This window comes from Reyranella sp. (assembly GCF_965227665.1).
In the GTDB taxonomy this organism is placed as follows: Bacteria; Pseudomonadota; Alphaproteobacteria; order Reyranellales; family Reyranellaceae; genus Reyranella.
Window position 1 is genome coordinate 2,181,613 of sequence record NZ_OZ245767.1, and the last position, 26,805, is coordinate 2,208,417.

Below are 26,805 nucleotides of genomic sequence, written 5' to 3' on the forward strand. Positions count from 1 at the left end.
TCGTCCTGGGACGACAGGGAGTTACTCCGCCGCCTGCGCGACTTCGGCCTTGTGCAGCGCAGGCGCCGCGTACTTGCGGTCGTGGGTGAGCGACGGGACCATTTTCCGCGCCTCCTCGATCTTCGCCATGTCGATGTCGGCGATGACGAAGCCCGCCTGTTCACCGCCGGCATCGGCCAGCACCTCGCCCCACGGGGCGACGGCGATCGAGTGACCATAGGTCTTGCGGTTGGAGCCCTTGTGCGTGCCGACCTGGGCCGGCGCGAAGACGAAACAGCCGGTCTCGATGGCGCGGGCGCGCATCAGCGTGTGCCAGTGCGCCTGGCCCGTCGGCACCGTGAACGAGGAGGGGATCGCCAGCATCGTGGCGCCGGCATGCGCCAACTCGCGATAGAGATAGGGGAAGCGCAGGTCGTAGCAGATCGTCATGCCCAGCACGCCCCACGGCGTCTCGGCCAGCACCGCCTTCTCGCCCGGCTTGAACGTCGAGGATTCGCGGTAGCTCTCGCCACCCGCGAGCTGGACGTCGAACATGTGGATCTTGTCGTAGCTCGCCACGATGCCGCCCGACGCATCGATCAGGTAGGAGCGATTGCGGATCTGCTCTTCGCCCGGCACGCGCACATGGATCGAGCCCAGCAGGAACCACGCGCCGGTGTCGCGCGCGGCGGCGCGGCAGGCCGCGAGCATCGCGTGCTCTTCCTCGGTCTGCGCCTTGACCAGCGTCTCGGTGCGGTTGGCGCCGATCAGGCCGGTATTCTCCGGCGTCATGATGAAGTCCGCGCCGGCGTCGCGCGCGAGCTTCGCCTGCTCGCGCAGGGAGGCCACGTTCTCGGCCATGTCGTTGCTGACGTTGGTCTGGATCAGGCCGGCCTTGAACGCAGTCATGATGGAAGCCCCTCAGCCCGGCTCTGCGAGCAGCGCGTCGAGCTTGCCCGCCTGCTCGAGAGCGGCGAGATCGTCGGAGCCGCCGATATGCTGGCCGTTGATGAAGATCTGCGGCACGGTGGTGCGATTGGCGCGGCTGCGCATCTCGCTGCGCTTCTTGTCGTCCATCATCACATCGGTCTCTTCGTAGTCGGCGCCCTTGCTGTCGAGCAGGCTCTTGGCCCGCGCGCAGTAGCCGCAGAACGGCGTCGTGTAGATCTCGATCTTGGCCATTGGTGAACCTCTTTGTCGAAACTATAGCGCCGGCCGGACGACCCGCGCCAGTGTCAGGACATCAACCCCTTTGGCCCCGGCGCGTTGCAGGGCGCGGGCGCAGGCTTCGACCGTCGCGCCAGTCGTCAGCACGTCGTCGACCAGAAGGATGGTCTTGCCGGCCACCATCGGGCGCCATTTCGGATGGACGTCGAAAGCCTCGCGAACGTTGCGGCGCCGCTCCTTCGCCCCGAGACCGGCCTGCGAACCGGTCCAGCGCTGGCGTCGCAACAGGTCCGGCGCCAGGCGGAGATCGTCGCCGCGGGCCGCCGTGCGCACGACGATGCGCGCCAGCAGCATCGCCTGATTGTAGCGGCGCATGAACAGCCGCCGCCAATGCAGCGGCACCGGCGCCACCAGATCGGCCGACTCGAGCAGATCTGCACCCGCCCGCGCCATCCAGCCGCCGCAGGCGCGCGCGATGTCGGTGCGATCACCGTGCTTGAAGGGCAGAACGAGCCGGCGGCTCTGATCGTCATAGACCAGCGCCGCACGGGCGCGATGGTAGCGCGGACGACGCACGAGGCAGCCGGCACAGAGGGCGTCGGGACCCAGATCCTCCGCCAAGGGTGTCCCGCAGCAGGCGCAGTGCGGCACGGAAATGAAGGAAAAGCCCTGCCAGCAACTCGCGCAGAGGGCTCCCGGCGCACTGACGATCTCGTTGCAGCCGAGACAGAGCGGCGGCAATACCGCGTCCAGCACGACACGGCCCGCTCCGGCAAAGGCCCCTCTCACTCCGCTCGGCAACATACGGCGGATTGGGGCGGGCAAATGCGCCCACAGGATGGCGTTCCCCTACCGGCCGCCGCCCTTTTTCCCTACATACCCACTGTGACTGGCCCCGACCCCCTGCTGGTGTTCGACCGCGCCCTCCTCCGCCAGCGTCGCGAGCGTGCCGCCCGCGATTGGGAACGGCATGACTTCCTGAAGCGCGAGATCGCCGACCGGCTGGTCGATCGAGTGGCGGATGTGCGCCGTACTTTCCCCCTTGCCCTCGATCTCGGCAGCCACGGCGACGAGGTGGCGACCACCCTGGGCGAGCGCCCGATCGTGGGGCAGCTGGTGCGCACCGATCTCGGCCACGGCTTCGCGCGGCGCGCGCGCGGACCGGCCATCGTGGCCGACGAGGAGTTCCTGCCCTTCGCCGCCGGCCGCTTCGACCTGGTGCTGAGCGCCATGGACCTGCACTGGGTGAACGACCTGCCGGGCACGCTGATCCAGATCGCACGTATCCTGAAGCCCGACGGCCTGTTCCTCGGTGCGATGCTGGGCGGCGCCACCTTGTGGCAGTTGCGCCAGGCGCTGGCGGCGGCCGAGAGCGAGATCGACGGCGGCCTGAGCCCGCGCGTGTCGCCCTTCGCCGACCTGCGCGACGCGGCGGGACTGCTGCAGCGGGCGGGCTTCGCCCTGCCGGTGGCCGACAGCGAGACGATCGAGGTCGAGTACGAGAGCGCGCTCGCGCTGATGCGCGACCTCAGTGGCATGGGCGAAGGCAATCTCGTCGTCGGCCGGCGCCGTACCGTGACACGACGTGCCGTCCTGCTGCGCGCCGCCGAACTCTACGGCGAACGATTCACCGGCCCCGGCGGCCGGGTCTCCGCGAGCTTCGAGGTGCTGTTCCTGCACGGCTGGGCACCGCATGCCTCGCAGCCCAAGGCGCTCAAGCCCGGCAGCGCCGCCCGGCGGCTCGCGGACGCGCTGGGGACTTCCGAATTCAGTGCCGGCGAAAAAGTGGAACGGAGCTAGACTGTGCCCGTGGTGAAACTCTCGTTCGGCGGCCTGGTCGCCCAAAGTTTCGGCTTCGTCTTCGCCAATCTCGGACTGTTCTTCCATCTGGTGACCATTCCCTGGATCGCCTCGCTCGCGATCCGGCTGCTGGGCTCGACGATGCCCCGCGACTCGCTGATGCCGATGCTGATCGAGAAGGCCGTCGATATCGTGCCCACGGTGATGTTCATGGTCGCCTGGCAGCGCGTCGTGCTGCTGGGGCCCAATTGCGTCGGCCGCTTGCCCGGGCTCGGCTGGTCGCCGCGCGAGACGGCCTTTCTGCTCCACCTCATCAAGATCGGCGGCTTCACCTTCGTCCTGCTCGCCGCCTTCGTGCTGACCCTGGGCAACATCGATCCCGAGATGCTGGCTGCCGGCGCCGCGATCGATCCCGAGGTCGCCCGCAAGCAGGCACTGGCCGCCCCGATCGGGGCCGGTTTCACCGTCTCGATCATCCTGGCGCTGCGCGTCAGCTACGGACTCGCGGCCACCGCGGTCGACGAGCCCTTCTCCCCGCGGCTCTCATGGGCCCACAGCCGCGGCAATGCCTGGACGATCATCGGCGTGTTGTTCCTGATCTTCCTCACCGGTGCGCTCGCCACCACCATGGCGACCCTGGTGGTGCTTGGCCTGACGCGCGGCGTGCTGGGCGCCGCCGACTCGGCCGCCATCATCACCTGGACCGCAGCCATCCTGGTCTCCTATGGCGGCACCGCCGTGGCGGCGACGGCGCAGGCGCTGATCTTCCGCGATCTGCTCGGCTGGCGCGAAGGCGCGCCGATGCGCACCCTGTCCTAGAGAAGGTCGCGCAGCAGGCCGACCAGCGGCAGGTCGGCGGGCGGCATCGGATATTTCGCGAGTTCCATCGGCGCGACCCACTTCAGGACCTGCCCCTCGCGCGGCTGCGGCGTGCCGTTCCACTTGCGGCAGGCGAAGACCGGCATCAGCAGATGAAACTTCTCATAGCCGTGGCTGGCGAAGGCGATCGGCGCCAGGCAGCTCGTCGCCGTCTCGATGCCGAGTTCCTCGTGAAGTTCACGCACCAGTGCCTGTTCGGGCGTTTCGCCCGGATCGACCTTGCCGCCGGGAAACTCCCAGAGGCCGGCCATCGACTTTCCGGCCGGGCGCTGGGCGATCAGGACGCGGCTGTCGACGTCGACCAGGGCGACCGCCGCCACCAGCACGAGCGGACGCTCGCCGAGCGGCGGCGGGCCGCCCGGACACGAATCGTCGAAGCCGTCCATCAGGAGCGGTAGCTGCCGTTGATGTCGATGTAGCCGTGCGTGAGATCGCAGGTCCAGACCGTGGCGCGGCCGCGGCCGATGCCCAGGTCGATATCGATCACCACGTCCGATCCCTTGATGTGCTGGGCGACCGGCGCCTCGTCGTAATTCGGCACGACCTGGCCCTGGTCGGTGATGCGCACGCCGCCGATCGAGATGCGCAGCTTGTCGCGGTCCGCGCGCTCGCCCGACTTGCCGACCGCCATGACGATGCGGCCCCAGTTGGCATCCTCGCCGGCAATCGCGGTCTTGACCAGCGGCGAGTTGGCAACCGCCAGGCCGATCTTGCGCGCGGCACCATTCGACGAGGCGCCGCCCACGTTGATCGTCACGAACTTCGTGGCGCCCTCGCCGTCGCGGGCAAGCAGCTGCGCCAGTTCGATCATCACCTCGTCGAGGGCCCGCTTGAAGTCGACCAGGACGGGGTCGTCGGCCTCCTCGATCGGCGCGTGGCGCGCCGCACCGGTGGCAACCATCAGGAAGGTGTCGCTGGTCGAGGTGTCGCCGTCGACGGTGACGCAGTTCAGGGACTTGTCGGCGGCGTCGGAGAGCAGCTTCTGCAGCACGGCGCCGGGAATCTTGGCGTCGGTGAAGGCGAAACCCAGCATCGTCGCCATATCCGGCGCGATCATGCCCGAGCCCTTGAGGAAGGCATTCACCGTCACCGTGCGCTCGCCGATCTTGGCCTGGCGCGTGGCCAGCTTGGGGAAGGTGTCGGTGGTCATGATGGCGCCCGCGGCAGCCGACCAGGCGTCTTCCTTGCCCGACTTGATGAGGTCCGGCACGACGGCGGCGATCTTTTCCCACTCGAGCGGCTGACCGATCACGCCGGTCGAGGCCATGAAGACCTCGTTGCGCGGGCAGCCCAGCGCCTGTGCGATGGCCCGGGTCGTCTCCTCGACCGCCTTGTCGCCGAGCTTGCCGGTGAAGGCATTGGCGTTGCCGGCATTGACCACGATGGCGCGGACCTTGCCGCGGGCGAGGTTCTTGCGGCACCAGTCGACCGGTGCGGAGCAGGTCTTGGACTTGGTCAGGACACCCGCGATAGTCGCCCCGGCCGGCACGACCGCCAGCAGGACGTCGTCACGGTCGGTATATCGCACGCCCGAACGCGCAACGCCGAGCTTTACGCCCGCGATGCGGGGAAGCGTCGGAGTCGACTTGGGTGCGAGCGGCGATACGGCGTGCTTGGCGGACATGGTTCTCCCCTCAGGCACGGCCACAGGTATGTGGCCGGCCAGCGGCGGAGACTACACCAGAAACGCCGCAAAAGGTGAGTTCTACTTGCGGCGCGGCCGTTACTTCGGCGGCTGGGCCGGAGCGGCGGGCTTGGCCGGGGTCGCGGCGGGGGCGGCCGGCGCCGCCGGAGCGGCCTCGACCTTGGTCCCGTCGATGTTGAACTTCTCGATCTTCGAGCCGGCGCGGATCTTGTCGAGCTGGGCGGTCACGGCCTCGCGCGCCAGTTCCTCGCGGATCTGGTCGGAAAGCTCCTCCAGCGCCGGCGGCGGCGCCGTGCGGCGATCGTCGATCTTGATGACGTGGTAGCCGAACTGGGTCTTGGTCGGGGTCTCGGAGGTCTGGCCCTTCTTCAGGTCGAAGGCCGCATCGGCGAATTCCTTCACCATGTCGGACTTCTTGAACCAGCCGAGATCGCCGCCCTCGGCACCCGAGGCCTTGTCGGTCGACTTCTCCTTGGCGATCTTGTCGAAGGGCGTGCCCTTCTTCAGCTCGGCGATGATCGCCTTGGCCTCGTCCTCGGTGGCCACCAGGATGTGGCGCGCATGCACCTCTTCTTCCGGCGGCATCGACTTCAGGCGCTCCTGGTACTTCTGCTGGATCTTCTCCAGGGTGACGAGGCGGGAGATCTCACGCTGGATCCAGAAATCCTGCAGGACCTGCTCCTCGACGAAGGCCATGCGCTTCTTGAAGGCCGGGTCCTCGTTGGTCTTGGTCTTCTTGCCTTCCTGGACCACGAGCTTGCTGTCGATGATGCGCTCGAGCAGCGCCGGGAACACCGCCTGCAGCGGCATCGAGCGGTACTGCTGCGGCAGCGACTGCTGGGCGATCTCGAGTTCGGACAGGCGGATCTGCTGGCCGTTCACGATGGCCACGACCGGGTCCTTGATCGCGGCCGGGGCGGCGGCGGCCGGCGGCTTGGCGGCAGGGGCCGCGGGAGCGGCGGGGGGCTTCGCGGGCTGGCCGGCCGGCGGGGTCTGGGCCAGGACGGGACCCGCGAGGAGCGCAACCGCGCCACTCAGGAGGGCGAGGCGCAAGAAACGCAGGTCATGACTCATGGCGGACTCCAGCAGATTCATTCGTTTCGAAAGGCGCAGACCGTTTACACAGGGCCCGTCGGGCCAAGCAAGCGCCGCCTCCCCGGCAAGATGCGTGATGGCGTTGAATTGCGGCACTTTTTCGTGAGTACGGCGTCCATGTCGGGGCGATGACACTTTATGGTCGGTCGTTCGGCGTGCCTGCGGTGGTCCGCTGCGTTGACACTCTACCGGGCGCTCTCTATCTCTCATAGGAAGGGCGGGCCACTGTGCCCGCCTAAGTCATTAGAATATCGAGGTTTTCATGCTTGGCGCGCTTGCCCGGACGCTCTTCGGGACGGCCAACGACCGGATCGTCAAAGGCTTCGACAAGACGGTGGCGAAGATCAACGCCCTCGAGCCGGAGTTCGTCGCTCTTTCCGACGAGCAGCTGCAAGGCAAGACCGTCGAATTCCGCGAACGCCTGGCCAAGGGCGAAACGCTCGACAGTCTGCTGCCCGAAGCCTTCGCCACGGTGCGCGAGGCGGCCAAGCGAACGCTCGGCCAGCGCCACTTCGACGTCCAGCTCAAGGGCGGCATGGTCCTGCACCAGGGCAAGATCGCCGAAATGAAGACCGGCGAAGGCAAGACGCTGGTCGCAACGCTCGCCGTCTATCTCAATGCCCTGCCCGGCAAGGGCGTGCACGTCGTCACGGTGAACGACTATCTTGCGCGTCGCGACGCCGAGTGGATGGGCCGGGTCTACAAGTTCCTGGGCCTCACCGTCGGCATCATCGTGCACGAGCTCGACGACGAGCAGCGCAAGGCTGCCTATGCCTGCGACATCACCTACGGCACGAACAACGAGATCGGCTTCGACTACCTGCGCGACAACATGAAGTACCGGCTGGACGCGATGGCTCAGCGGCCCTTCAACCATGCCATCGTCGACGAGGTCGATTCGATCCTGATCGACGAGGCGCGCACCCCGCTCATCATCTCCGGCCCGGCCGAGGATTCGTCCGAGCTCTACCGCCGCGCCGACACGGTGATCCCGAAGCTCAAGCCCGAACATTTCGAGAAGGACGAGAAGAACCGCACGGTGGTGTTGACCGATGCCGGCATCGAGGCGGTCGAGGAGATCCTGCGCGCCGACGGGCTGCTGGCCGAGGGCATCAGCCTCTACGCGCCGACCATGGTGTCGGTGCTGCATCACGTCACCCAGGCGCTGCGCGCGCACAAGCTGTTCAGCCGCGACGTCGACTACATCGTGAAGGACGGCCAGGTCGTCATCATCGACGAGTTCACCGGCCGCATGATGCAGGGCCGCCGTTATTCCGAGGGCCTGCACCAGGCGCTCGAGGCCAAGGAACAGGTCGAGATCCAGCGCGAGAACCAGACGCTGGCTTCGATCACCTTCCAGAACCTGTTCCGCATGTATCCGAAGCTCTCGGGCATGACCGGCACGGCGCTCACCGAAGCCGCCGAATTCTCCGAGATCTACAAGCTCGAGGTCGTCGAAATCCCGACCAACGTGCCGGTGGCCCGCAAGGACGCCGACGACGAGATCTACCGGACCCAGGCCGACAAGACGCGCGCCATCGTCAAGCTGATCGGCGAATGCCGCGCGCGCCAGCAGCCGATGCTGGTCGGCACCGTGTCGATCGAGAAGTCCGAGGAACTCTCGGAGGCGCTCAAGAAAGCCGGCATCCCGCACAACGTCCTGAATGCCCGCTTCCACGACCAGGAAGCCCAGATCGTGGCCCAGGCCGGACGGCCGGGCTCCGTCACGATCGCCACCAACATGGCCGGCCGCGGCACCGACATCCAGCTCGGCGGCAACGTCGAGATGCTGGTGCAGCAGAGCGTACCCGAGATCATCGCCAAGTTCCCCGACGAGGCGGCCCGCAACGCCGAGATCGCCCGCGTCGAAGCGGAGATTCGTGCCGGCGTCGAGCGCGACCGCGCGATCGTGCGCGAGGCGGGCGGCCTGTTCGTGGTCGGCACGGAACGTCACGAGTCGCGCCGCATCGACAACCAGCTGCGCGGTCGCTCGGGCCGCCAGGGCGATCCCGGTGCATCACGCTTCTTCCTGTCGCTGGAAGACGACCTGATGCGCATCTTCGGCAACAACAAGGTCCTCGACTGGGTCCAGAAGAAGGGCATGGCCGACGACGAGGCGTTGACCCATCGCTGGCTGAACAAGGCGCTGGAGACGGCGCAGGGCAAGGTCGAGGCGCGCAACTTCGAGATCCGCAAGAACCTGCTGCGCTTCGACGACGTGATGAACGCCCAGCGCCAGGAGATCTACAAGGAGCGCATCGAGCTGATGGGCACCGAGGACGTGTCCGACACCGTCGCCGGCATGCGTCGCGACGTGGTCGACACGCTCGTCAAGCGGACCATTCCCGAGGGCGTTTACGCCGAGCAGTGGAAGATCGGCGAACTCAAGGAAGAGGTGCAGCGCATCTTCGGCCTCGACCTGCCGGTGGAGGATTGGGCCAAGGAAGAAGGCATCGCCGACGAGGAGATCAAAACCCGCCTGGACGACGCGGTCGAGCGCGTGTTCGCGCAGAAGGCCGCCCAGTACGGGCCCGACGTCTGGCGCCAGGTCGAGAAGAGCGTGCTGATGCAGATCTTCGACCAGAACTGGAAGGACCATCTCCTGCACCTGGACCATCTGCGCCAGGGCATCGGGCTGCGCGCCTACGGCCAGAAGGATCCGCTGAACGAGTACAAGCGCGAGGCCTTCAACCTCTTCAGCGACCTGCTCACCAACCTGCGCGAGCAGGTGGTCACGCTCCTGGCGACCCTGCAGATCCGCATGGAACCGCCGCCCATGCCCGAGATGCCGTCCGACATGCACGAGGTGCACGAGGACCCGGCACTCGCCGCGTCGATGAGCGACGACCCGGCGTACGATCCGGCCGACCCGGACGGCGGCGGCGTGGCGACGCTGCACCGCCCGCGCCCCGTGGCCAAAGGCCCGGTCGATCCCAACGATCCCTCGACCTGGGGCAAGGTCTCACGCAACGCTCTGTGCCCCTGCGGCTCGGGCAAGAAGTTCAAGCATTGTCACGGGCGGGTTTAGCGCCCTACGCCTCCAGAGCGGCCTGCTTCGCCAGCCAGGTACGGGCTTTCTTCTCGGTCGAGAACAAGGCCGCCGGGCGCTTCGACGGCGAGATGTTGACGAAGCGCTTGAAGGCCAGGACGACAGACTCCTCCCGCCCCACGACGGCCAGCGGCCCGCTCGGGAAGTTTTGCGTGTAGGCGCTCAGCCGCGCCCCCATCGCCATGACGTCGGCATCGTCGTAGACCGGCTTGAGACGGGTTGCGTCGAACAGTTTCGAGTAGGCGAGCGCATTGGCCACGACCAGCGCGTCGAAATGAGCCTCCATCTCCTTCAACGTCACCTCGCCCTCGGCGATGACATGAATGAGCTTCTGCTCATGAAGGATTTCCCAGCGCAGCGGCATCGTCGGCGTCTCCAGCAACACACCAGTTGGAAAAGGCCGGCGAGCCTATAGCGACCTCGCAGGTTGGCCAAAGCCTGATTGGCAACTTCATGACGTCGCGGCGTCCAGATCATGGCGATTGACGCCTATTAACGTTATATTGTAACTCATTACAGTATAACGTTTTTGAGGGAGTGCTGCATGCAGCGGATCGGCGTATCGACACTGGCACTCGCAGCGGGACTCTCGGCGGCGCAGCCGGCGATGGCCCAGACCCCGCCGCCCGCGCCCGCCCAGCCCCAGGTCCCCTCGGACGGACTCTCGATCGAGGTGGTCGGCAAGCGGCTCGACCGAGAGCGCAGCGAAATCCAGCCGAGCCTCGGCGCCACGCGCTACGACTTCAGCAAGACGGCCATCAGCAACACGCCGCTCGGCGAGAACGCCACGCTCAACCAGGTGCTGCTGCGCGCGCCCGGCGTCGTCCAGGACGGCTTCGGCCAGATCCACGTCCGCGGCGACCATGGCAGCCTGCAGTATCGCTTGGACGGGGTGCAGTTGCCCGAGGGGCTGGCCCTGTTCAGCAGCATTCTCTCGCCCCGCTTCGCCGACCAGCTCTCGCTGATCACCGGCGCCCTGCCCGCCCAGTACGGCCTGCGCACCGCCGGCGTGGTCGACATCGCGGTCAAGTCCGGCACGACCAATCCGGGCGGCGAGGCCTCGGCGATGGTCGGCTCCAACAACTGGGTCCAGCCGGCGCTCGAATATGGCGGCCGCTCCGGCAACTTCGACTATTTCGCGGTCGGCCAGTATGTCAGCAACAACATCGGGATCGAGAACCCGACGCCCAGCACCTCGCCGCTGCACGACTCGACCGCGCAATGGTACGCGCTGACCAAGCTCAGCGCCCTGGCCGACGAGAACACCCGCCTCAGCTTCATCGCCGGCGGCGCCAGCGCGCGTTACCAGATTCCCAACGTGCCGGGGCAAACGCCGGAGTTTGCAGTCAACGGAATTACCAACTGGAACAGCGCGGTGCTCGACCAGCGGCAGTGGGAGGATACCTACTTCGGCATCGCGTCGGTGCAGAAGAGCTACCAGAACTTCAACATGCAGCTCTCGGGCTTCGGCCGCTATTCAAAGCTCTCCTATCAGCCGGACGCGCTGGGCGACCTGCTCTACAACGGCATCGCGCCCTGGTCGCAGCGTTCCAGCCTGGCGTTCGGCGTCCAGGGCGACGCAAGCTGGAAAGTCGCGTCCGCCCACACGCTGCGCGGCGGCTTCCTCGTCCAGCGCGAACAGGTTTCGAGCTTCAGCCAGAACAACGCGCTGGGCCTGGTCCCGGACCCCGCCGATCCGACGGCCCTCATCCCCGGCGAGAATCCGGTGGGCTTCAGCGACGGCTCCACCCTCGTCGGCTGGACCTACAGCGTCTATCTGCAGGACGAATGGAGGGTCATCCCGACCGTGACGGTGAACTTCGGCGCGCGCTTCGACGCGATCTCCGGGCAGGTCTCGGAAAACCAGGTCAGCCCGCGCATCAACGTCGTCTGGGAGCCGACACCGCAGATCAGCCTGCGGGCCGGCTACTCGCGCTACTTCGTGCCGGCGCCACTCAACCAGGTCGGCTTCGGGTCGCTGGCCGCCCGCATGGGCACGACCGCCGAGCCCGAGAATTTCACCAACGATCCGGTGAGGGCGGAACGCTCCGACTATTTCGACGTGGGCCTCACCGTGAAGCCCGTGGACGGGCTGACCATCGGCTTCTCCGGCTACTACAAGATCGCGGAGAACTATCTCGACAAGGGCCAGTTCGGCGCCCCGATCCAGCTTGCGTCCTTCAACTATGCGAACGCCCAGGTGAAGGGCTTCGAGCTCTACGCCAACTACGACCAGGGCCCGTGGTCGGTCTACGGCAACCTCGCCTGGTCCAAGGTCAGCGCCACGCGGATCAACTCCGCCCAGTACAATTTCTCGCCCGAGGATCTCTCCTATATCGGCAACTACTGGATCGCCGCCGACCACGACCAGGGTTGGACCGGTTCCGCCGGCGCGTCCTACATCTTCAACCAGGGCAGCGACCGGGCGACCCGCGTCTCTGCGGACATGCTGTTCGGCAGCGGCCTGCGCACCAGCATCGTGACGCCCAACGACACCTCTCTGCCGGCCTACGCCACGCTCAACCTCTCGGTGACGCAGAAGATTCCGATCAACGGCAGCAAGGGCACGCAGATCCGCCTCGACGCCATCAACGTCACGGACGGCGTCTACGAGTTGCGCACCGGCGAGGGCGTCGGTGTCGGCGCCCCGCAATACGGAATGCGCCGGGCCTTCTTCGTGACGCTGGCGCAAAAATTCTGACGCGCAAACGACATGATGCGGGAAGACGGGGCATGCTAGAATTCGGTCATGCCTGACACCAGCCTTCCCTTCGTCCTGACCCTTCAGGGCGGCTCCAACTTCCGCGACCTCGGTGGCTACAGGACCGAGGACGGGCGCATCGTGCGGCGCAACACGGTGTTCCGCTCGGCCCATCTCGGCGGCCTCACTGCCGAGGACCGCAGCGCTCTCGGACGCCTGGGCGTCCGCACCATCGTCGACCTGCGCGGCGTCAGCGAGGCGGCCGAGACGCCGCACCTGATCGAGGGTCTCGCGTGCCGCATCGTCGGTGCCCACATCGAACCGGGCGTCGGCGACAAGATCCGCGGCGCGGTGGCCGACGGATCCGCCAACCCTCACATCATGATGGGGTTCCTCACGGACCATTATCGCGACTATCCGCGCCGCTGCGCGCCGGGTTTCCGCACCCTGTTCTCGACCCTGAGCGACGGCGAACATCGCCCGCTGGTGTTCCACTGCACCGCCGGCAAGGACCGCACCGGCTTCGCCTCGGCCTTGCTGCTCTCCCTGCTTGGCGTGCCCTGGGAGACGGTGCTGGAGGACTATCTGCGCACCAACGAACTCTGGACCGGTCATCTCGGCCGCTATCCCGAGCTCGACATCGACACGCGCGCCGCGATCATCGAAGCGCGCACGCCCTATCTCGAAGCCGCCTTCGAGGTCGTCCGTGGCGACTTCGGCTCACCGGAGACCTTTGCCGAGAAGGCGCTCGGGATCGACGCTGCCGCCCGCGAACGGCTGAAGGCGGATTTGCTGGAGGGGTGAGTTCCGCGCTACGCCTGTCGGCATGGCCGACACGCGCTACGACACTCCTGAACCCTTCAAGGTCGACATTCCCGAGCGGGCGCTGATCGACCTCGACGAGCGCCTGCGCCGCTGGCGTCCGCCGGTGGCGATTGCCGACGGCGGCTCCTGGGCCTCCGGCACCGATCCCGCCTTCCTGGCCGAGCTGGTCGACTACTGGCGCCACGGCTACGACTGGCAGCGCTGCCAGGAGGCCATCAACCAGTGGCCCAACTACCTGGTCGATATCGGCCCGCAGCGCCTCCATTTCATCCGCGAACCCGGCACCCAGGTCGAGGACGCGCCGCGGCCGCTGCCTCTTGTCGTGACGCATGGCTGGCCGGGATCGATCGTCGAGTTCCTGCACCTGATCGATGTCCTCGCCCACCCCGAAGACCATGGCGGCGATCCGCTCGACGCCTTCGACGTGATCGTGCCGTCGCTGCCGGGCTACGGCTTCTCCGGCCCGCCGGTCCGCGAGGACGGCACGACGGGCCCGATCGGGCCGCGCGCCATTGCCGGCCTCTGGCACAAGCTCGTCACTGAGAAACTCAACTACGACCGTCCCTACGGCATCCAGGGCGGCGACTGGGGCGCCGTCGTCTCGTCATGGCTGGCCTTCGACCATCCGCAGAAGGACGAGTCGGGTGTCCTCGGCGTCCATCTCAACATGATGGGATTGCGGCCGGGCCTCGATCTCGAGACGGCCAGCTTGAGCGCCGACGAACAAGCGTGGTTGGCGAAGATGGGCAGCGCCCTCGACGACAAGACCGCCTACCAGCGCATCCACGCGACGCGGCCGCAGACCCTGGGCGCGGCGCTCGCCGATTCGCCGGTCGGGCTGGCCGCCTGGATCGTCGAGAAATTCCAGGCGTGGAGCGACTGCGGCGGCGATCCGCTGAAGCGCTTCTCGATGGACACGCTGCTCGACAACATCATGGTCTATTGGCTGACCGGCACCGCCGGCACCGCGACCTGGCTCTATAGGGGCGCGGCCCAGCAGAAACCGCGCGCCCTGCCCGAAGGTGCGAAGGTCGAGACCCCGACCGGCTTCGCGGCTTTCCCGGCCGACATTGCGCCCGCCCCGCCACGCGAATGGATCGAGCGCGCTTACAACCTTCGCCGCCACACGATCATGCCGAGCGGCGGCCACTTCGCGGCCCTCGAGGAACCGGCCCTGCTGGTCGAAGATATCAGGGCCTTCTTCCGCCCCCTGCGCTACGGCGCGGCGAACGATTAGTCTAGATCGCCAGAACTCGCGGCCGCCGCGCCATCAGTGCCGCGATCACGCCCAACGTTGCCAGCGTGCCGAACAGCAGCAGTGAATCGGTGTAGGTGCCGCTCCAGTCGCGCAGCATGCCGGAGGCCAGTGGCCCGGCGGCCTGCGCCGTGACCTGCAGGGACAACGCCACGCCGCGGATGGCGCCATAGCTCTCGCGCCCGAAATAATCGGCCCAGGCCACGGGCAGCAGCAGCAGGATGCCGCCGATGCCGACGCCGAACAGGCCGGCCGCCGCCATCGCGGTTTCCACCCCGGAGACGAAGATCAGCCCGTAGCTGCCGAGCGCCATGCAGGCCGCGCACAGCGCCATCTGGTAGCGCACCGGCCACCGGCGCGGCAGGAAGCCGATGCCGAAGCTCGCCGCCCCCGAGAGCATTGCGACGAAGGCGATCACCGACGCCGCCGCGACCGGGGACAAGCCGCGCTCGATCAGGTGCGGCGCGTTGTGCAGGCTGACCCCGGCCTGCACGGGAAACAGCAGGACGGTGTAGAGCGAGAGCAGCCAGAAGGCCGGCGTCCGCATCGCCTGTGCCCGGCTCCAGCGCGGCTCGACCAGGGGCGGCGCCTTGCCGTCGGCCAAGCGGTCGGGCTGCAGGCCGACATCCTCCGGCCGCCGCACCAGCAGCAGCCAGCACGGCACGAAGCCGACCAGCAGCACCGTGGCACCGACCGCGATCCAGCCGGCCCGCCAGTCTGCACCGCTTATGGCGAACTGCGCGATCAGCGGCAGCCCGACCAGCCCCGACATCTGCGCCAGGGTGGCGAACGAGGCGGCGATGCCGCGGCGGGCGACGAACCAGTTGTTCAGCGCACCGTAGAGGCCGAGGTCGAACGGTCCGGCCCAGATCATGCGGGCGAAGCAGAACAGCACGTAGAACAACAGCAACGATTGTATGAGCGACAGCGCCATGCAGGCGATGCCCGTGCCCGCCACCGCGAGGCAGAGCACGAGGCGTGCGCCACGGCGATCGACGAACGGCCCGATCAGCGGCGACAGGATGGCCGCCAGCACGCCGCCCAGCGACACCGCGCCCGACATCTCCGTGCGCGACCAGCCGAAAGCCTCGGTCATCGGCACGACGAAGATCGAGAGCACGGCCACCGCCGGTCCCTGGCGCGCGAAGCCCGCGAGGCAGATGCAGCCCAGCACCACCCAGCCATAGAAGAACGGCAGCCGCGGAATCAGGAACCGCGGCAGGGGCGGTGCTTGCATCCGCAGCCCGGGGTCTTTCTGACTCAAAGTCAGCCCCCACAGACCTCATCCTGAGGAGCGCGCGCAGCGCGCGTCTCGAAGGATGGGCAACGAGCGTGGTGTCTGCAGCCCATGCTTCGAGACGGCTGCTCCGCAGCCTCCTCAGCATGAGGTAATGGTTGGATCACAATTCCATTCAAACAGAGTCTAGGCGAACGTCGCCGTCGCCTGCGCCGCGATGGTGCCCTTCGGCGTCACCGTCCAGAGTTCCGCACCTTTGCCGTCGGCGGTCGGCCGGCCGATCGCGTCGAACGGCGCGGTGTCGAACAGCGGCGCGCGGGCGCGGATGGCGAAGGTCTTGATCGTCCGGCCCGGGTTGGAATCGCGCAGCAGGTCGAACAGGCATTGCTGGGCGAAGGGACCGTGCACCACCAGGCCGGGATAGCCCTCGGTTTCGATGCAGTAGGTCCGGTCGTAATGGATGCGGTGCGGATTGAAGGTGATGGCGGAGTAGCGGAACAGCATCACCGGATCGACCTTGATGGTGCGCCGCCACGGCACGTCCGTGGGCGCCGCCTCGCGCACCGGCACGCCGCTCTTCTCGCCCGCCTTCACTTCCTCGCGGAACACCGTGTTCGCGACCTCGGTGACGGCGAGCCCGCGCGGCGTATAGATGCGGCGCGTCTGGCTGGTGACGATCAGGCTGCCGGTGCCGCCGCCCCGCAGCTGCACATCGGAGAACTCGGTCTCGCGGCGGAGCTTGTCGCCGACGCGGATGTCGCCCTCGAACGTGAAGGTCGAGCCGGCATACATGCGGCGCGGCAGCGGGATCTTGGGCAGCACGCCGCCTTCGGTCGGCAGCCCGTCCTCGGCCAGCACGTTTCGGCGGGCATACGAGTGCAGGAAGCAGAGATGCCAGCCCGGCGCGATCGCCTCGCCCTCCCCCGGCACCTTGTCGTCGCGGTCGAAGGTCGCGATCATCGCCCTGAGCGGCGCCTGCGTGACGACGTCCTCGTCGTCGATCCTGCGGCCGAGTTCCTTCTTGAGCGGTTCGATGTCGATGGTCATGGGTGCTTCCTCCGGACTTTCAGCCAGCCTAACCAATCCCCTGCCATGATTCGCCGCCCGCACCCGCACGAAATCAAGCTGCTGCCGCAGATCGAAAACGAAGCCGACCTGCGCTATCGGCGCGTGGGCCTCGGCCGGGTCGTCGACATGCCGCCCGCCAGCCTCGCTTCGCTCGAAGCCGGCCGGCGTGAGAACCGGCTCTGGGTCGCGGTCTCACCGCTCAACCGGCCGGTCGGCTTCGCGTTGATGAAGTTCCCGGGCGCCACGGCCTGGCTCGACCAGCTCTCGGTGCTGCAGCGCTGGCAGGGTCAGGGATACGGCAGCGCACTGATCGATCGCGTCGCAGCGGCCGCCCGCGACCTCGGCCATCGCGCGCTCCATCTCTCGACCTATCGCAACGTCCCGTGGAACGCGCCGTACTACGCGCGCCGCGGCTTCGAGGAATTGCCGCGCGGAGCGTGGCCCCACGTCTTCCGCATGCAGTCGATGGAAGAGAACCGCCATGGCCATCCGCCGTGGCGGCGGACGATCATGCGCCGCTTGCTTGATTGACCGAGCGTGAGCACCCCCCCTCACCCAGCTTCTCCCGCTAGCACGCAGGGCCATCGCATATGGCTTAGAACGGTCCGAGTAGTTGGCCCTTCCAAGAAAGTGAAAGGTCCCTCACTGCGTTCGGGATGACAATTTCATTGGGATTTGCGCAGCGTGCCGATCAAACAAACGGTGTCATCCCGAACGCAGTGAGGGACCTTTACCTCATATGCGGTCGCCCTGTCGCTTCGAGCGAGAGGTCAGGTGAGAGATTGACCCGCTACTCCGCCGCCACGGCCAGGCCCATCTGCTCGCAGGTCGGAGCCACGTCGGAGACGGTGGCGCGGCGCATGTCGCGCTTGTAGCGCTGGTCGTCGAACTCCATGCCGCGATGCATGGTGCAGCGGTTGTCCCAGATCACCAGGTCGTTCTCGCGCCAGCGATGGGCGTGGACGAACTGGCGCTGCGTGGCATGCGCGGTCAGCTCGTCGATGAGCTGGCGCGCCTCGTCGTCGGGCATGCCGCGGATCGCACCGGCGTGGCTGGCGATGTAGAGGCTCATGCGGCCCGAATCGGGCAGGCGGCGCACCAGCACCTGCGGCACCGGCGCGAAGGCGGCGCGCTCGCTCTCGTCGAAGTCCTTGAAGCCGAGCTTGCCCCGCGAGGTCATGATCGAGTGCTCGGCGACCAGCCCGGCGATGCGCTCCTTGGTCGAGTCGGGCAGCGCGTCGTAGGCCGCGCGCATGTCGGCGAACTCGGTATGGCCGCCGATCGGCGGGATCGAACGGGCATGCAGCATCGAGCAGTAGGCCGGCAGGCGCTTGAACGAAGAGTCCGTGTGCCAGAGGCGATTGCCGAGATTGTAGAGACGCTGGCGGTTGTTCGTCTCGAGGATGCGGTTTTCGGCGTCGATTGCCGACATCGGCCATGTTCTGGTGCAGGCGCAGGTTATGGCCCTTGCGCGCCATGAAGACGGTCGTCTCGAGCGGACCGAAATGGCGCGCGAAGGCGAGCTGGCCGTCGTCGTCGAATTCCTGGTCCGGGAAGACCAGAACCGCATACTTTGTGAAAGCCTCGCGGATCGCGGCGAGGTCCTCGGGCGAGACCCTGTTCAGGGCGACATCGCCGACTTCGGCCACGAAGTCGGGCGTCACGGCATGGATCGACACAGCCACCGGGCTTCCTCCTTGCTCTTGCTTATGCGGCGGATTGGATCACCTAACGGACAATCGGGCAATCGCGGGATATACTTTCGGCCATGATCGAGAAGCAGGAAGTGCAGGAGATATTCCCGACCCCGTTGTGGATCGTGGACCTCCAGCCGGCCGCCGCAGCCAGCCTCAATGCGAAACTCAAGGCCGAGATCGAACGTCTGATCGCGCCGCGATCCAAGGTGCCGGCCGGCAGCAACTGGCAGACGCCGCAGGACCTGCACACGCGCCCGGCGTTTGCGGAGTTCGCCAAGCTGGTCGAGACGGCGGGCCGCGGAGTCGCCCGCTTCCTCCAGGTCGATCAGTATCCGATGGCGATCACCGGCTGCTGGGCGAACGTCAATCCGCCCGGCGCCTACCATCCGATGCACCACCATCCGAACAACTACCTGAGCGGCGTCTACTACGTGTCGATCCCGGCCGGCGGCTCGCAGATCCTGTTCCAGGATCCGCGCGGCCAGGCCTCGATGATCATGCCCAAGCCGCGCCAGTTCACGCGCCTCACCGCCAACGGCGCCAATGCGCCGAGCAAGGAGGGCCGCATGGTGATCTTCCCCTCCTGGCTGAAGCACACGGTGCCGGCCAATGACGGCGAGAGCGAGCGCATCAGCATCTCGTTCAACCTGATGTTCAAGAATTTCAGCGAGACCATGGCGTCGCCGATGTGGGATCCCACGGCGGGCAAGGAGAAGTGATGGGCCTGCAGGATCGCTACGGCAACGAACTCGGCACGCAATCGGCCGCGGCGCGCGATGCCTATCTGGCGGGTGTCGACAGCCTGATGGCCGCGATGCCCGGCATGGACGCGGCCTTCCAGCGGGCCGTCGAGGCCGACGAGACGTTCGCGCTGGGCCATATCTCGCTCGCGCGCTCCAAGCAGTTGCTCGGCCGCGGACACGAGGCCAAGGCGCCGCTCGCCCGTGCAAAGGAGCTCGCCGGCGACGCCAGCCCGCGCGAGCAGAGCCAGATCGCGATCTTCGAGAAGATCCTGACCGGCCAGGGCGCCGCTGCGCTCGAGGCGATCCGCGCGCACATGAAGGACTGGCCGCGCGACGCCATGGCGCTCGCGCCGGCGACCAGCGTGTTCGGTCTGATCGGTTTCTCCGGCAAGCCCGGACGCGAGGTCGACCAGCTCGCACTGCTCGAACCGTTCGAGAAGCATTACGGCGACGACTGGTGGTATCGCACGCAGCTCGCCTTCGCGCAGATCGAGCTGCAGAAGCTCGACGAGGGCCAGCGCAACATCGACGCCGCGCTGGCAGCCTTCCCGAAGAGCGCCCATGCCGCGCACATCCGCGGCCATCTCTTCTACGAGCTGGGCGAACGCGAAGCCGGGCTGGCCTTCCTGCAGGACTGGATGAAGGACTATCCCCGCGAAGGCCTGATGCACGTCCACAACAACTGGCATCTCGCGCTGTGGTCGATGGAAACCGGGCAGATGGAGCAGGCCTGGCGCCTCTATGACGAGGCGCTCAGTCCCGCCGTCGCCTGGGGCCCGCAGATCAACGTCGCGACCGACTGCCCGGCCTTTCTCGTACGCGCGGAGATGGCGGGCGAACCGCGGCAGGCCGCGCGCTGGCGCGAGCTCGCCGACTACGCCACCAAGTGGTTCGGCCGGCCGGGCCTCGGCTTCGTCGACATGCATACGGTGCTGGCCTACGCGATGGCGGGTGACGGCGCGGCCCTGGCGAAGTTCGCCGAGAACCCGGCCGGTCCGACGGCCGACCTGCTCGCGCCGATGGCGCGCGGCTTCGAGGCCTATGCGCAGGGCGACTGGACCCGTGCCGTCGGCGAGATCGAACCGCTGCTCGCCACGCACGAGCGCCTGGGCGGCAGCCGCGCGCAACGCGACCTGCTCGAATATCTGGTGACGTCCGCGATGGTGAAGGCCGGCCGCGTGAGCGAGGCCCGCGCGATGATCGAGAAGCGCCGGCCGCAGAACGGCAAGGGCAAGGGGTTCCCGCTGGCGGGGCTCATGTCATCCTGAGCGCAGCGAAGGATCTCGCCCGGGCCAAGTCGTACGCTGATCGATCCGTGAGGTCCTTCGCTGCGCTCAGGACGACAGGTTGAACTCTTCGGCCAGCAACTCGTACGACCGTTTGCGCTTCTCGAAGTCGTAGCAGATCGTCACCGCCATGATCTCGTCGACCTCGTAGGCGGCGGCGTGGCGTTCGAGCCCCGCCCGCACCGTCTTGGGCGAGCCGACCACCGAGCGGCGGCGCAGCGCCGGCAGCCAGCGCTCCGCGCCGGGCGCCTTGGCGGCTTCCGTGGCTTCCGCGACCGACGGGACGGGCCCCGGATTGCCCAGCGTCCGCAGACGCATCGCCCAGACCTCGCGGCTGCGCGACAGCAGGTCGGCCTCCTCGTCGGTCTCGGCGCAGAGCACCGAGATCGCCATCATCGGCACGGGCTTGGGATGGAGCGACGATGGCTTGAAGTGGGCGCGATAGGCGCGCGTGACGCCATCGCCGCCGTCGGGATTGATGAAGTGGGCGAAGCAGAAAGGCAGGCCGAAATGCGCAGCCAAGGCGGCACTGTCGTCGCTCGATCCCAGCAGCCAGACATCGGGCGCGGTGTCGCCGGTCGGCTGGGCCACCACGCCGGTGCCTTCGTGATTGAGCGGCAGCGCGTCGTGCAGCCAGGCGACGAGGTCGCGCACCTGGTAGGGATACTTCTCGGCATCGCTCCAGTTGGGCTTGCCGTCGGCCAGGATGCGCATCGTATGCTGGTCGCTGCCCGGGGCTCGCCCGATGCCGACGTCGATGCGGCCGGGGAACAGCGTCTCGAGCATGCGGAAGTTCTCCGCCACCTTGTAGGCGCTGTAATGCGGCAGCATCACGCCGCCCGATCCGACCCGGATGCGCTCGGTGAGGCCCGCCACCCGCGTGATCAATACCTCGGGCGTCGAGCCGGCCAGCGCCTCGCTGCTATGATGCTCGGCCAGCCAGTAGCGCGTGTAGCCGAGCCGGTCGCAGAGCTGCGCCAGTTCGAGCGTGTCGCGCACGGCTTCGGCCGGCGTGCCACCCTTGCGGATCGGCGACTGGTCGAGAACGCTGAGGCGCAGCGACAAGGCAGTCAGAGACCCTTCTTGCCCATCGCCAGGAACTTGTCCTGGCGGCGCTCGCGCAACGTGTCGGCGTCGAGCTTGGACAGGTCGGCGATCGCTTCGGCCACGACCTTGCCCACGACGTCGATCGTCTCGCCGGGCGCGCGATGGGCGCCGCCCATCGGCTCGGGGATCACGTCGTCGATCACTTCGAGCTTCCTGAGATCGGCCGCGGTCACCTTCATCGCCTCGGCGGCATCCTGCGCGTTGGCGTTGTTGCGCCACAGGATCGAGGCGCAGCCTTCCGGTGTGATCACCGAGTAGACCGAGTTCTCCAGCATGTAGACGCGGTCGGCCGAGGCGATGGCGAGCGCACCGCCCGAACCGCCCTCGCCGATCACCACGCTGACCAGCGGCACGCCGAGGCCAAGGCAAGTCTCGATCGAGCTGGCGATGGCTTCCGCCTGGCCGCGCGCCTCGGCGTCGATGCCGGGATAGGCGCCCGGCGTGTCGACCAGGGTGAGCACCGGCAGCTTGAACCGGTCGGCGAGCCGCATCAGGCGCTGCGCCTTGCGATAGCCTTCGGGCCGCGCCATACCGAAATTGTGCTTGATGCGCGAGTCGGTGTCGTCGCCCTTCTGCTGGCCCAGCACCACGATGCTGCGGCCCTGCAGTCGGCCCATGCCGCCCACGATGGCGGCGTCCTCGCCGAAGGCGCGGTCGCCGGCCAGCGGCGTGTAATCTGTGATCAGCCGGTCGATATAGGCTTGGGCATGCGGCCGCTCGGCATGGCGGGCAACCTGCACCCGCTGCCACGGCGTCAGCTTGGCGTAGGTCGCGCGGATCTGCTTATGCGCCTTTTCCTGCAGGCGCATGACTTCCTCGGCGATGTCGACATCGCCGGAATTGGGAAGATGCCGAAGCTCGGCGATCTTGCCTTCCAGCTCCGCAATCGGCTTCTCGAAGTCGAGGTAAATCGTCATTGCGGGCAGGTGTCGCCCGGTCGTCGAATCCTGTCAACCGGCCGGCCGGCGCTTTCGGCGGGCCAGCGGATGATGCTCCTGGACCAGGGAGCGCAGCTTTTCGTCGAGCACATGCGTGTAGATCTGCGTGGTGGCGATATCTGCATGGCCCAGCATCAATTGGACGGAGCGGAGATCGGCACCGCCGGCCAGCAGATGGCTGGCGAAGGCGTGGCGCAACACGTGCGGCGACACCCGCGCGGGATCGATGTCCGCGGCCAGCGCAGCTTCCTTCAGGAGTTGTGCGAAACGCTGCCGTGTCAGGTGCCCGGTCCGGCCGCGCGAGGGGAACAGGAACCGCGAGGTCTCGCCTTCGGCCAGCTGACCGCGGCGCATGTGAAGCCACGCGACGATGGCCGTCCGCGCCGGGTCCGACAGCGGCACCAGCCGCTCCTTGTCGCCCTTGCCGCGGACCAGCAGCATCGAGGGATCGCGTTCGACGGCGGACAGGGGAAGGCTCACCAGCTCCGACACGCGCAGACCGGCTGCGTAGAGGATCTCCAGCAGCGTCGCCATGCGCCCGCCATCGACCGCATCCTTGGTCCGCGCCGCCTCGATCAGCCGGTCGACTTCCTCACGCGACAGGACCTTGGGCAGGGGGCGCCCCAGCCGCGGCGAATCCAGGGTACTGGCCGGATCGTCGTCGCGCAGCCGCTCGGCGAGCAGAAAGCGGAAGAACTGGCGCATCACCGAAAGACGCCGCGCGACCGTGCGCGGCGTCATGCCGACGAAGTCGAGCGACTTCAGATAGGCGCGCAACGCCGCCGCATCCGCCGTCGCCGGGCTTTGCTTGCGCCGACCCAGGAAACTCTGGAGATCGGCCAGGTCGGCGCCATAGGCCAGCAGCGTGTTCTTGGAGGCGCCGCGCTCCGCCTGCAGCATCTCGAGGAAGGCCTCGGCCTCGCGGACATGCTTGAAGGGCGGCTTGCGCTTCATCGGCCGCGCGCGATCGAGACTGTGGAAGCCGGTCGAACCGTCAGCGCGCTGCAGTCAGCGCGCAAAACGTTCATTGGGCACCGTGATCTCGAAGTGCTTGAGTGGGGGGCGCGGTTCGACGAACGCAAGGGCCACCAACCCGGCAAACACCAGGGTCAGGACGGCGACGATGATCACAGGCCCGAGACGCAGGGTGGGCATGCTGAATCGGTTTCGGGAGCGGAACAGGGCCACGACCGCGGCAACCTACCCGCCTGCCGTCCGGGCGGCAATTGCCGAGAGCGATCTCGGCCCACTTCGGGACCGGTCGCTTGAAACCCGCGTCATTATGGGCGACATCCATGGCCTGCAGCTCGACATGGACGCCACTTCCCCCCTGTCCTTGCCGCGCACCGTTGCCCTCGTCGGGTTGATGGGCGCGGGCAAGAGCGCCATCGGCAAGCGACTGGCGGCAAGGCTCGGCCTCCCGTTCGTCGATGCAGACGACGAGATCGAGCGCGCAGCCGGCTGCACGATCGCTGAATTCTTCGAACGATATGGCGAACAGGAGTTCCGCGCGGGCGAGCGCCGCGTGATCGGCCGCCTGCTGGAGGAGACGCCGCACGTCCTGTCGACGGGTGGCGGCGCCTATATGGATCCCGAGACCCGGGCGCTGATGAAGACCCGCGCGCTGACGGTCTGGCTGCGCGCCGAACTCGACGTGCTGTTCGACCGGGTGAAGAAGCGCACGCACCGGCCGCTGCTCCGCCAGGGCGATCCCAAGGAAACTCTCGCGCGCCTCATGCAGCAGCGCTACCCGATCTATGCAGAGGCCGACATCGTGGTCGATTCGACCGCGCAGCCGGCCGAGCGCACCACGGAGCAGGTACTCGACGCGATTCGCGCGTATCTGCAGGCTCAGACACCAGGACAAACGACATGAGTTCGCCCCGCACCATCCGCGTCGACCTGGCCGGTCGCGACTACGACATCGCCATCGGTCCCGGCCTGATCGACCGCGCCGGCGAGTTCGCGCGCCCGCTGCTGGCCGCGCCGCGGGTCACCATCGTGAGCGACGACACCGTGGCGCCGCTCTACGGCGCGCGCCTCGCCGCTTCGTTCGAAAGGGCCGGCATCGAGACCCGGACGGTCACCGTGCCCGCCGGCGAAAGCAGCAAGGACTTCGCGAGCTTCGGCCGTCTGATGAACGACCTGCTCGACCTGCGTCCCGACCGCAAGACCACGCTGGTGGCGCTGGGCGGCGGCGTCGTCGGCGACCTCACGGGCTTCGCCGCGGCCGTGCTGTTGCGCGGCGTCGACTTCATCCAGGTGCCGACGACCCTTCTGGCACAGGTCGATTCCTCGGTCGGCGGCAAGACCGGCATCAATACGCGACACGGCAAGAACCTGGTCGGCGCCTTCTACCAGCCGCGCCTCGTGCTGGCCGACACCACGGTGCTCGACACGCTGCCGCGCCGCGAGCTGCTGGCGGGTTACGCCGAGGTCGCCAAATACGGGCTGATCGACGATCCGGACTTCTTCGCCTGGTGCGAGAAGAACGGCGAGGCCGTGCTGGCGGGCGATGCCGCGGCCCGCACCTACGCGATCGAGCAGAGCTGCCTTTCCAAGGCGCGCATCGTGGCCGCCGACGAGCGCGAGACCACCGACCTGCGCGCGCTGCTCAATCTCGGCCACACGTTCGGCCATGCGCTGGAGGCCGAAACCGGCTTCGGCGGGGCGCTGCTGCACGGCGAAGCGGTCGGCGCGGGCATGGCGATGGCCTTCGACCTGTCGGCGCGGCTGGGCCTCTGCCCGCCCGAGGATGCGGAGCGCGTGCGACGCCATCTCGGCGCGGTCGGGCTGCCGGTCCGGCTGCGCACGATCGGTGGCGACAACAGCCGTATCTGGGATGCGGCAAAGCTGATCGAGCACATGCGCGGCGACAAGAAGGCCGAGGGCGGCAAGCTCACCTTCGTGCTCGCGCGCGGCATCGGCCGCTCCTTCGTCACCCGCGACGTCGACGAGGCGGGCCTGCGCGGCCTGCTCGACGACGCCATCGCGGCCTAGGCCGGGCATGGACGCCGAACTCCATTTCGACATCCCGCTTTCCCTCGCGATCCCCCTCGTGGTGGTCTGCCTGTTCCTGGCGGCCTACCTCTCGGCCGCGGAGACGGCGATCACGGGCGCCTCGCGGCCGCGCATGCATCGCCTCGCCCTGCAGGGCCATCCGAAGGCGGTCATCGTGAATGCGCTGCTCGACCGCAAGGACGAGACGGTGAGCGCCGTCCTGCTGGGCAACAACATGGTCAACATCTTCTCCGCCTCGCTGTCGACGGCGGTGCTGACGGCCCTGTTCGGCGCGGCGGGCGTGGTCTACGCCACCCTGGTCATCGGCGTCCTGATCGTGATCTTCGCCGAGGTCATGCCCAAGACCTGGGCGCTGCTGCGGGCCGACCGGGTGGCCCTGGCGCTGGCGCCGTCGATCATGGTCACGCTGACCATCCTGGGCCCGATGGCACGCGGGGTCGCCGCCGTCTCGCGCTTCTTCCTCAGGCTTCTGAACGTCCGCACCGACCGCACGCTCGACGCCGACGAGCAGAGCGAAGCGCTGCGCGGCGCCATCGAGCTGCACGGCGAGGGCCAGATCGGCGACAGCGCGCCCGCCGAGAAGGCGATGCTGCGCTCCGTGCTCGACCTGGGCGACCGCACGGTGGGCGACGTGATGACCCATCGCGGCAACGTCGCGCTGATCGACGCCGACCAGCCGACCGAGGCCATCGTCACGCAGATGCTGGCGGCGCCCTACACGCGCATCCCCCTCTATCGCGGCGAGGCCGACAATGTGGTCGGCATCATGCACGCCAAGGATCTCTTCCGGGCGGTCGAGGCGGCGGGCGGTCCGAAGTCGGTGCAGATCGATCCGATCCTGACCCCGCCCTGGTTCATCCCCGAGTCGACGGTGCTGTTCGACCAGCTCGAGGCGTTCCGCGCCCGGCACGAGCATTTCGCCATCGTGGTCGACGAGTACGGCGCGCTGCGCGGCATCGTGACGCTCGAGGACATCATCGAGGAGATCGTCGGCGACATCGAGGACGAGCACGACGCGATCCGCCGCGGCGTGGCCCGGCGCGACGACGGCACCGTGGTCTGCCGGGGAGACGTGCCGATCCGCGACCTCAATCGCGAGTTCGGCTGGGGCCTGCCCGAGAGCGTCGCCACGACCATCGCCGGGCTGGTGCTGCACGAGGCGCGCCGCATCCCCGAAGTCGGCCAGGTCTATGCATTTTACGGTTTCCGCTTCGAGATTCTGAAGCGCGAGGGCACCCGCGTCGCCGAGTTGCGGATCGTGCCGCCCGCCGCCATACAGGCAGGCAACTGACTTCCACCTGACACAACGAGGA

The 26,805-nt window shown here is 67.7% G+C and carries 26 protein-coding genes and 1 pseudogene; 12 read left to right on the top strand and 15 right to left on the bottom strand.

Features of this window, described 5'->3' with window-relative positions:
* Window positions 1-21: 21 nt before the first annotated feature.
* Genes ACO07I_RS10565 through ACO07I_RS10575 form a run of 3 tightly spaced genes read right to left on the bottom strand, consistent with a single transcriptional unit; the run spans window position 22 to window position 1,902 of the window.
* Complete coding sequence (locus tag ACO07I_RS10565; protein WP_422017031.1) at window positions 22-888, bottom strand: carbon-nitrogen hydrolase family protein; 867 nt, start codon at window positions 886-888, stop codon at window positions 22-24.
* A gap of 12 nt (window positions 889-900) precedes the next feature.
* Window positions 901-1,161, bottom strand: a complete 261-nt coding sequence (grxC, locus tag ACO07I_RS10570) for a glutaredoxin 3 (RefSeq protein WP_422017033.1) — start codon at window positions 1,159-1,161, stop codon at window positions 901-903.
* A 21-nt stretch (window positions 1,162-1,182) separates the two neighbouring features.
* Window positions 1,183-1,902, bottom strand: coding sequence for a ComF family protein (locus tag ACO07I_RS10575; protein WP_422017035.1), 720 nt, complete (start codon window positions 1,900-1,902; stop codon window positions 1,183-1,185).
* 129 nt (window positions 1,903-2,031) lie between these two features.
* Between ACO07I_RS10575 and ACO07I_RS10580 the strand changes: the two genes are divergently transcribed.
* The gene (locus ACO07I_RS10580; RefSeq protein WP_422017037.1) at window positions 2,032-2,946 is read left to right on the top strand and encodes a methyltransferase domain-containing protein; all 915 of its coding nucleotides are present in this window, start codon (window positions 2,032-2,034) and stop codon (window positions 2,944-2,946) included.
* Between the two features lie 3 nt (window positions 2,947-2,949).
* Entirely contained in the window at window positions 2,950-3,765 is an 816-nt protein-coding gene (locus ACO07I_RS10585; protein ID WP_422017039.1) for a hypothetical protein, read from the top strand.
* On the opposite strand, the gene mutT is transcribed toward ACO07I_RS10585, so the two are convergent.
* From mutT to ACO07I_RS10600, 3 genes are all read right to left on the bottom strand, one after another.
* Window positions 3,762-4,211 (bottom strand): 8-oxo-dGTP diphosphatase MutT, encoded by a 450-nt coding sequence (gene mutT, locus ACO07I_RS10590; protein WP_422017041.1) that lies wholly within the window; start codon window positions 4,209-4,211, stop codon window positions 3,762-3,764. The genes ACO07I_RS10585 and mutT overlap by 4 nt on opposite strands.
* Window positions 4,211-5,449 carry a bifunctional glutamate N-acetyltransferase/amino-acid acetyltransferase ArgJ gene (gene argJ, locus ACO07I_RS10595; RefSeq protein ID WP_422017043.1) on the bottom strand — a complete coding sequence of 413 codons (1,239 nt, stop codon included), beginning with the start codon at window positions 5,447-5,449 and terminating at the stop codon, window positions 4,211-4,213. The genes mutT and argJ overlap by 1 nt, the downstream gene beginning before the upstream one ends.
* Before the next feature lie 99 nt (window positions 5,450-5,548).
* Complete coding sequence (locus ACO07I_RS10600; RefSeq protein WP_422017045.1) at window positions 5,549-6,544, bottom strand: peptidylprolyl isomerase; 996 nt, start codon at window positions 6,542-6,544, stop codon at window positions 5,549-5,551.
* A 283-nt stretch (window positions 6,545-6,827) separates the two neighbouring features.
* On the opposite strand from ACO07I_RS10600, the gene secA reads away from it, so the two are divergent.
* Window positions 6,828-9,593, top strand: a complete 2,766-nt coding sequence (gene secA, locus ACO07I_RS10605; protein WP_422017047.1) for a preprotein translocase subunit SecA — start codon at window positions 6,828-6,830, stop codon at window positions 9,591-9,593.
* A 4-nt stretch (window positions 9,594-9,597) separates the two neighbouring features.
* On the opposite strand, the gene ACO07I_RS10610 is transcribed toward secA, so the two are convergent.
* Window positions 9,598-9,978: a hypothetical protein gene (locus tag ACO07I_RS10610; protein ID WP_422017049.1), complete on the bottom strand. Its 381-nt coding sequence runs from the start codon at window positions 9,976-9,978 to the stop codon at window positions 9,598-9,600.
* Between the two features lie 180 nt (window positions 9,979-10,158).
* Between ACO07I_RS10610 and ACO07I_RS10615 the strand changes: the two genes are divergently transcribed.
* Genes ACO07I_RS10615 through ACO07I_RS10625 form a run of 3 tightly spaced genes read left to right on the top strand, consistent with a single transcriptional unit; the run spans window position 10,159 to window position 14,377 of the window.
* The gene (locus ACO07I_RS10615) at window positions 10,159-12,315 is read left to right on the top strand and encodes a TonB-dependent receptor (RefSeq protein ID WP_422017051.1); all 2,157 of its coding nucleotides are present in this window, start codon (window positions 10,159-10,161) and stop codon (window positions 12,313-12,315) included.
* Between the two features lie 48 nt (window positions 12,316-12,363).
* Entirely contained in the window at window positions 12,364-13,119 is a 756-nt protein-coding gene (locus ACO07I_RS10620) for a tyrosine-protein phosphatase (protein WP_422017053.1), read from the top strand.
* A 22-nt stretch (window positions 13,120-13,141) separates the two neighbouring features.
* On the top strand, window positions 13,142-14,377 hold the full coding sequence (locus tag ACO07I_RS10625; RefSeq protein ID WP_422017055.1) for an epoxide hydrolase family protein: 1,236 nt from the start codon (window positions 13,142-13,144) through the stop codon (window positions 14,375-14,377).
* Between the two features lies 1 nt (window position 14,378).
* On the opposite strand, the gene ACO07I_RS10630 is transcribed toward ACO07I_RS10625, so the two are convergent.
* Together ACO07I_RS10630 and ACO07I_RS10635 are read right to left on the bottom strand one after the other, a co-directional pair.
* Complete coding sequence (locus tag ACO07I_RS10630) at window positions 14,379-15,632, bottom strand: MFS transporter (RefSeq protein WP_422017057.1); 1,254 nt, start codon at window positions 15,630-15,632, stop codon at window positions 14,379-14,381.
* Between the two features lie 186 nt (window positions 15,633-15,818).
* A complete protein-coding gene (locus ACO07I_RS10635; protein ID WP_422017059.1) occupies window positions 15,819-16,679 on the bottom strand; it encodes an FAS1-like dehydratase domain-containing protein in 861 nt (286 codons plus the stop codon).
* 45 nt (window positions 16,680-16,724) lie between these two features.
* Here ACO07I_RS10635 and ACO07I_RS10640 point away from each other — a divergent pair, with 45 nt between their 5' ends.
* Window positions 16,725-17,231: a GNAT family N-acetyltransferase gene (locus ACO07I_RS10640; protein WP_422017061.1), complete on the top strand. Its 507-nt coding sequence runs from the start codon at window positions 16,725-16,727 to the stop codon at window positions 17,229-17,231.
* A gap of 259 nt (window positions 17,232-17,490) precedes the next feature.
* On the opposite strand, the gene ACO07I_RS10645 is transcribed toward ACO07I_RS10640, so the two are convergent.
* A complete protein-coding gene (locus ACO07I_RS10645) occupies window positions 17,491-18,132 on the bottom strand; it encodes a TauD/TfdA dioxygenase family protein (RefSeq protein WP_422017063.1) in 642 nt (213 codons plus the stop codon).
* A gap of 40 nt (window positions 18,133-18,172) precedes the next feature.
* A pseudogene (locus tag ACO07I_RS10650) lies at window positions 18,173-18,385 on the bottom strand (TauD/TfdA dioxygenase family protein); the annotation flags it as partial.
* 83 nt (window positions 18,386-18,468) lie between these two features.
* On the opposite strand from ACO07I_RS10650, the gene ACO07I_RS10655 reads away from it, so the two are divergent.
* Both ACO07I_RS10655 and ACO07I_RS10660 read left to right on the top strand, forming a co-directional pair.
* On the top strand, window positions 18,469-19,116 hold the full coding sequence (locus tag ACO07I_RS10655; RefSeq protein ID WP_422017065.1) for a TIGR02466 family protein: 648 nt from the start codon (window positions 18,469-18,471) through the stop codon (window positions 19,114-19,116).
* The gene (locus tag ACO07I_RS10660) at window positions 19,116-20,408 is read left to right on the top strand and encodes a tetratricopeptide repeat protein (protein WP_422017067.1); all 1,293 of its coding nucleotides are present in this window, start codon (window positions 19,116-19,118) and stop codon (window positions 20,406-20,408) included. Before ACO07I_RS10655 ends, ACO07I_RS10660 begins: the two co-directional genes overlap by 1 nt.
* 66 nt (window positions 20,409-20,474) lie before the next feature.
* Here the strand turns inward: ACO07I_RS10660 and ACO07I_RS10665 are convergent, their stop codons facing one another.
* Genes ACO07I_RS10665 through ACO07I_RS10680 form a run of 4 tightly spaced genes read right to left on the bottom strand, consistent with a single transcriptional unit; the run spans window position 20,475 to window position 23,626 of the window.
* Window positions 20,475-21,491, bottom strand: a complete 1,017-nt coding sequence (locus ACO07I_RS10665) for an LLM class flavin-dependent oxidoreductase (RefSeq protein WP_422017069.1) — start codon at window positions 21,489-21,491, stop codon at window positions 20,475-20,477.
* Between the two features lie 5 nt (window positions 21,492-21,496).
* Window positions 21,497-22,450: an acetyl-CoA carboxylase carboxyltransferase subunit alpha gene (locus tag ACO07I_RS10670; RefSeq protein WP_422017071.1), complete on the bottom strand. Its 954-nt coding sequence runs from the start codon at window positions 22,448-22,450 to the stop codon at window positions 21,497-21,499.
* 33 nt (window positions 22,451-22,483) lie between these two features.
* Window positions 22,484-23,425: a site-specific tyrosine recombinase XerD gene (xerD, locus tag ACO07I_RS10675; protein ID WP_422017073.1), complete on the bottom strand. Its 942-nt coding sequence runs from the start codon at window positions 23,423-23,425 to the stop codon at window positions 22,484-22,486.
* Window positions 23,426-23,479: 54 nt separating this feature from the next.
* A complete protein-coding gene (locus ACO07I_RS10680; protein WP_422017075.1) occupies window positions 23,480-23,626 on the bottom strand; it encodes a hypothetical protein in 147 nt (48 codons plus the stop codon).
* On the opposite strand from ACO07I_RS10680, the gene ACO07I_RS10685 reads away from it, so the two are divergent.
* The 3 genes from ACO07I_RS10685 to ACO07I_RS10695 are packed head-to-tail and all read left to right on the top strand — an operon-like array spanning window position 23,625 to window position 26,783.
* On the top strand, window positions 23,625-24,347 hold the full coding sequence (locus tag ACO07I_RS10685) for a shikimate kinase (RefSeq protein ID WP_422018221.1): 723 nt from the start codon (window positions 23,625-23,627) through the stop codon (window positions 24,345-24,347). The genes ACO07I_RS10680 and ACO07I_RS10685 overlap by 2 nt on opposite strands.
* Window positions 24,344-25,471 (top strand): 3-dehydroquinate synthase, encoded by a 1,128-nt coding sequence (gene aroB, locus ACO07I_RS10690; protein ID WP_422017077.1) that lies wholly within the window; start codon window positions 24,344-24,346, stop codon window positions 25,469-25,471. The genes ACO07I_RS10685 and aroB overlap by 4 nt, the downstream gene beginning before the upstream one ends.
* Window positions 25,472-25,478: 7 nt before the next feature.
* Complete coding sequence (locus tag ACO07I_RS10695) at window positions 25,479-26,783, top strand: HlyC/CorC family transporter (RefSeq protein WP_422017079.1); 1,305 nt, start codon at window positions 25,479-25,481, stop codon at window positions 26,781-26,783.
* Window positions 26,784-26,805: the final 22 nt, after the last annotated feature.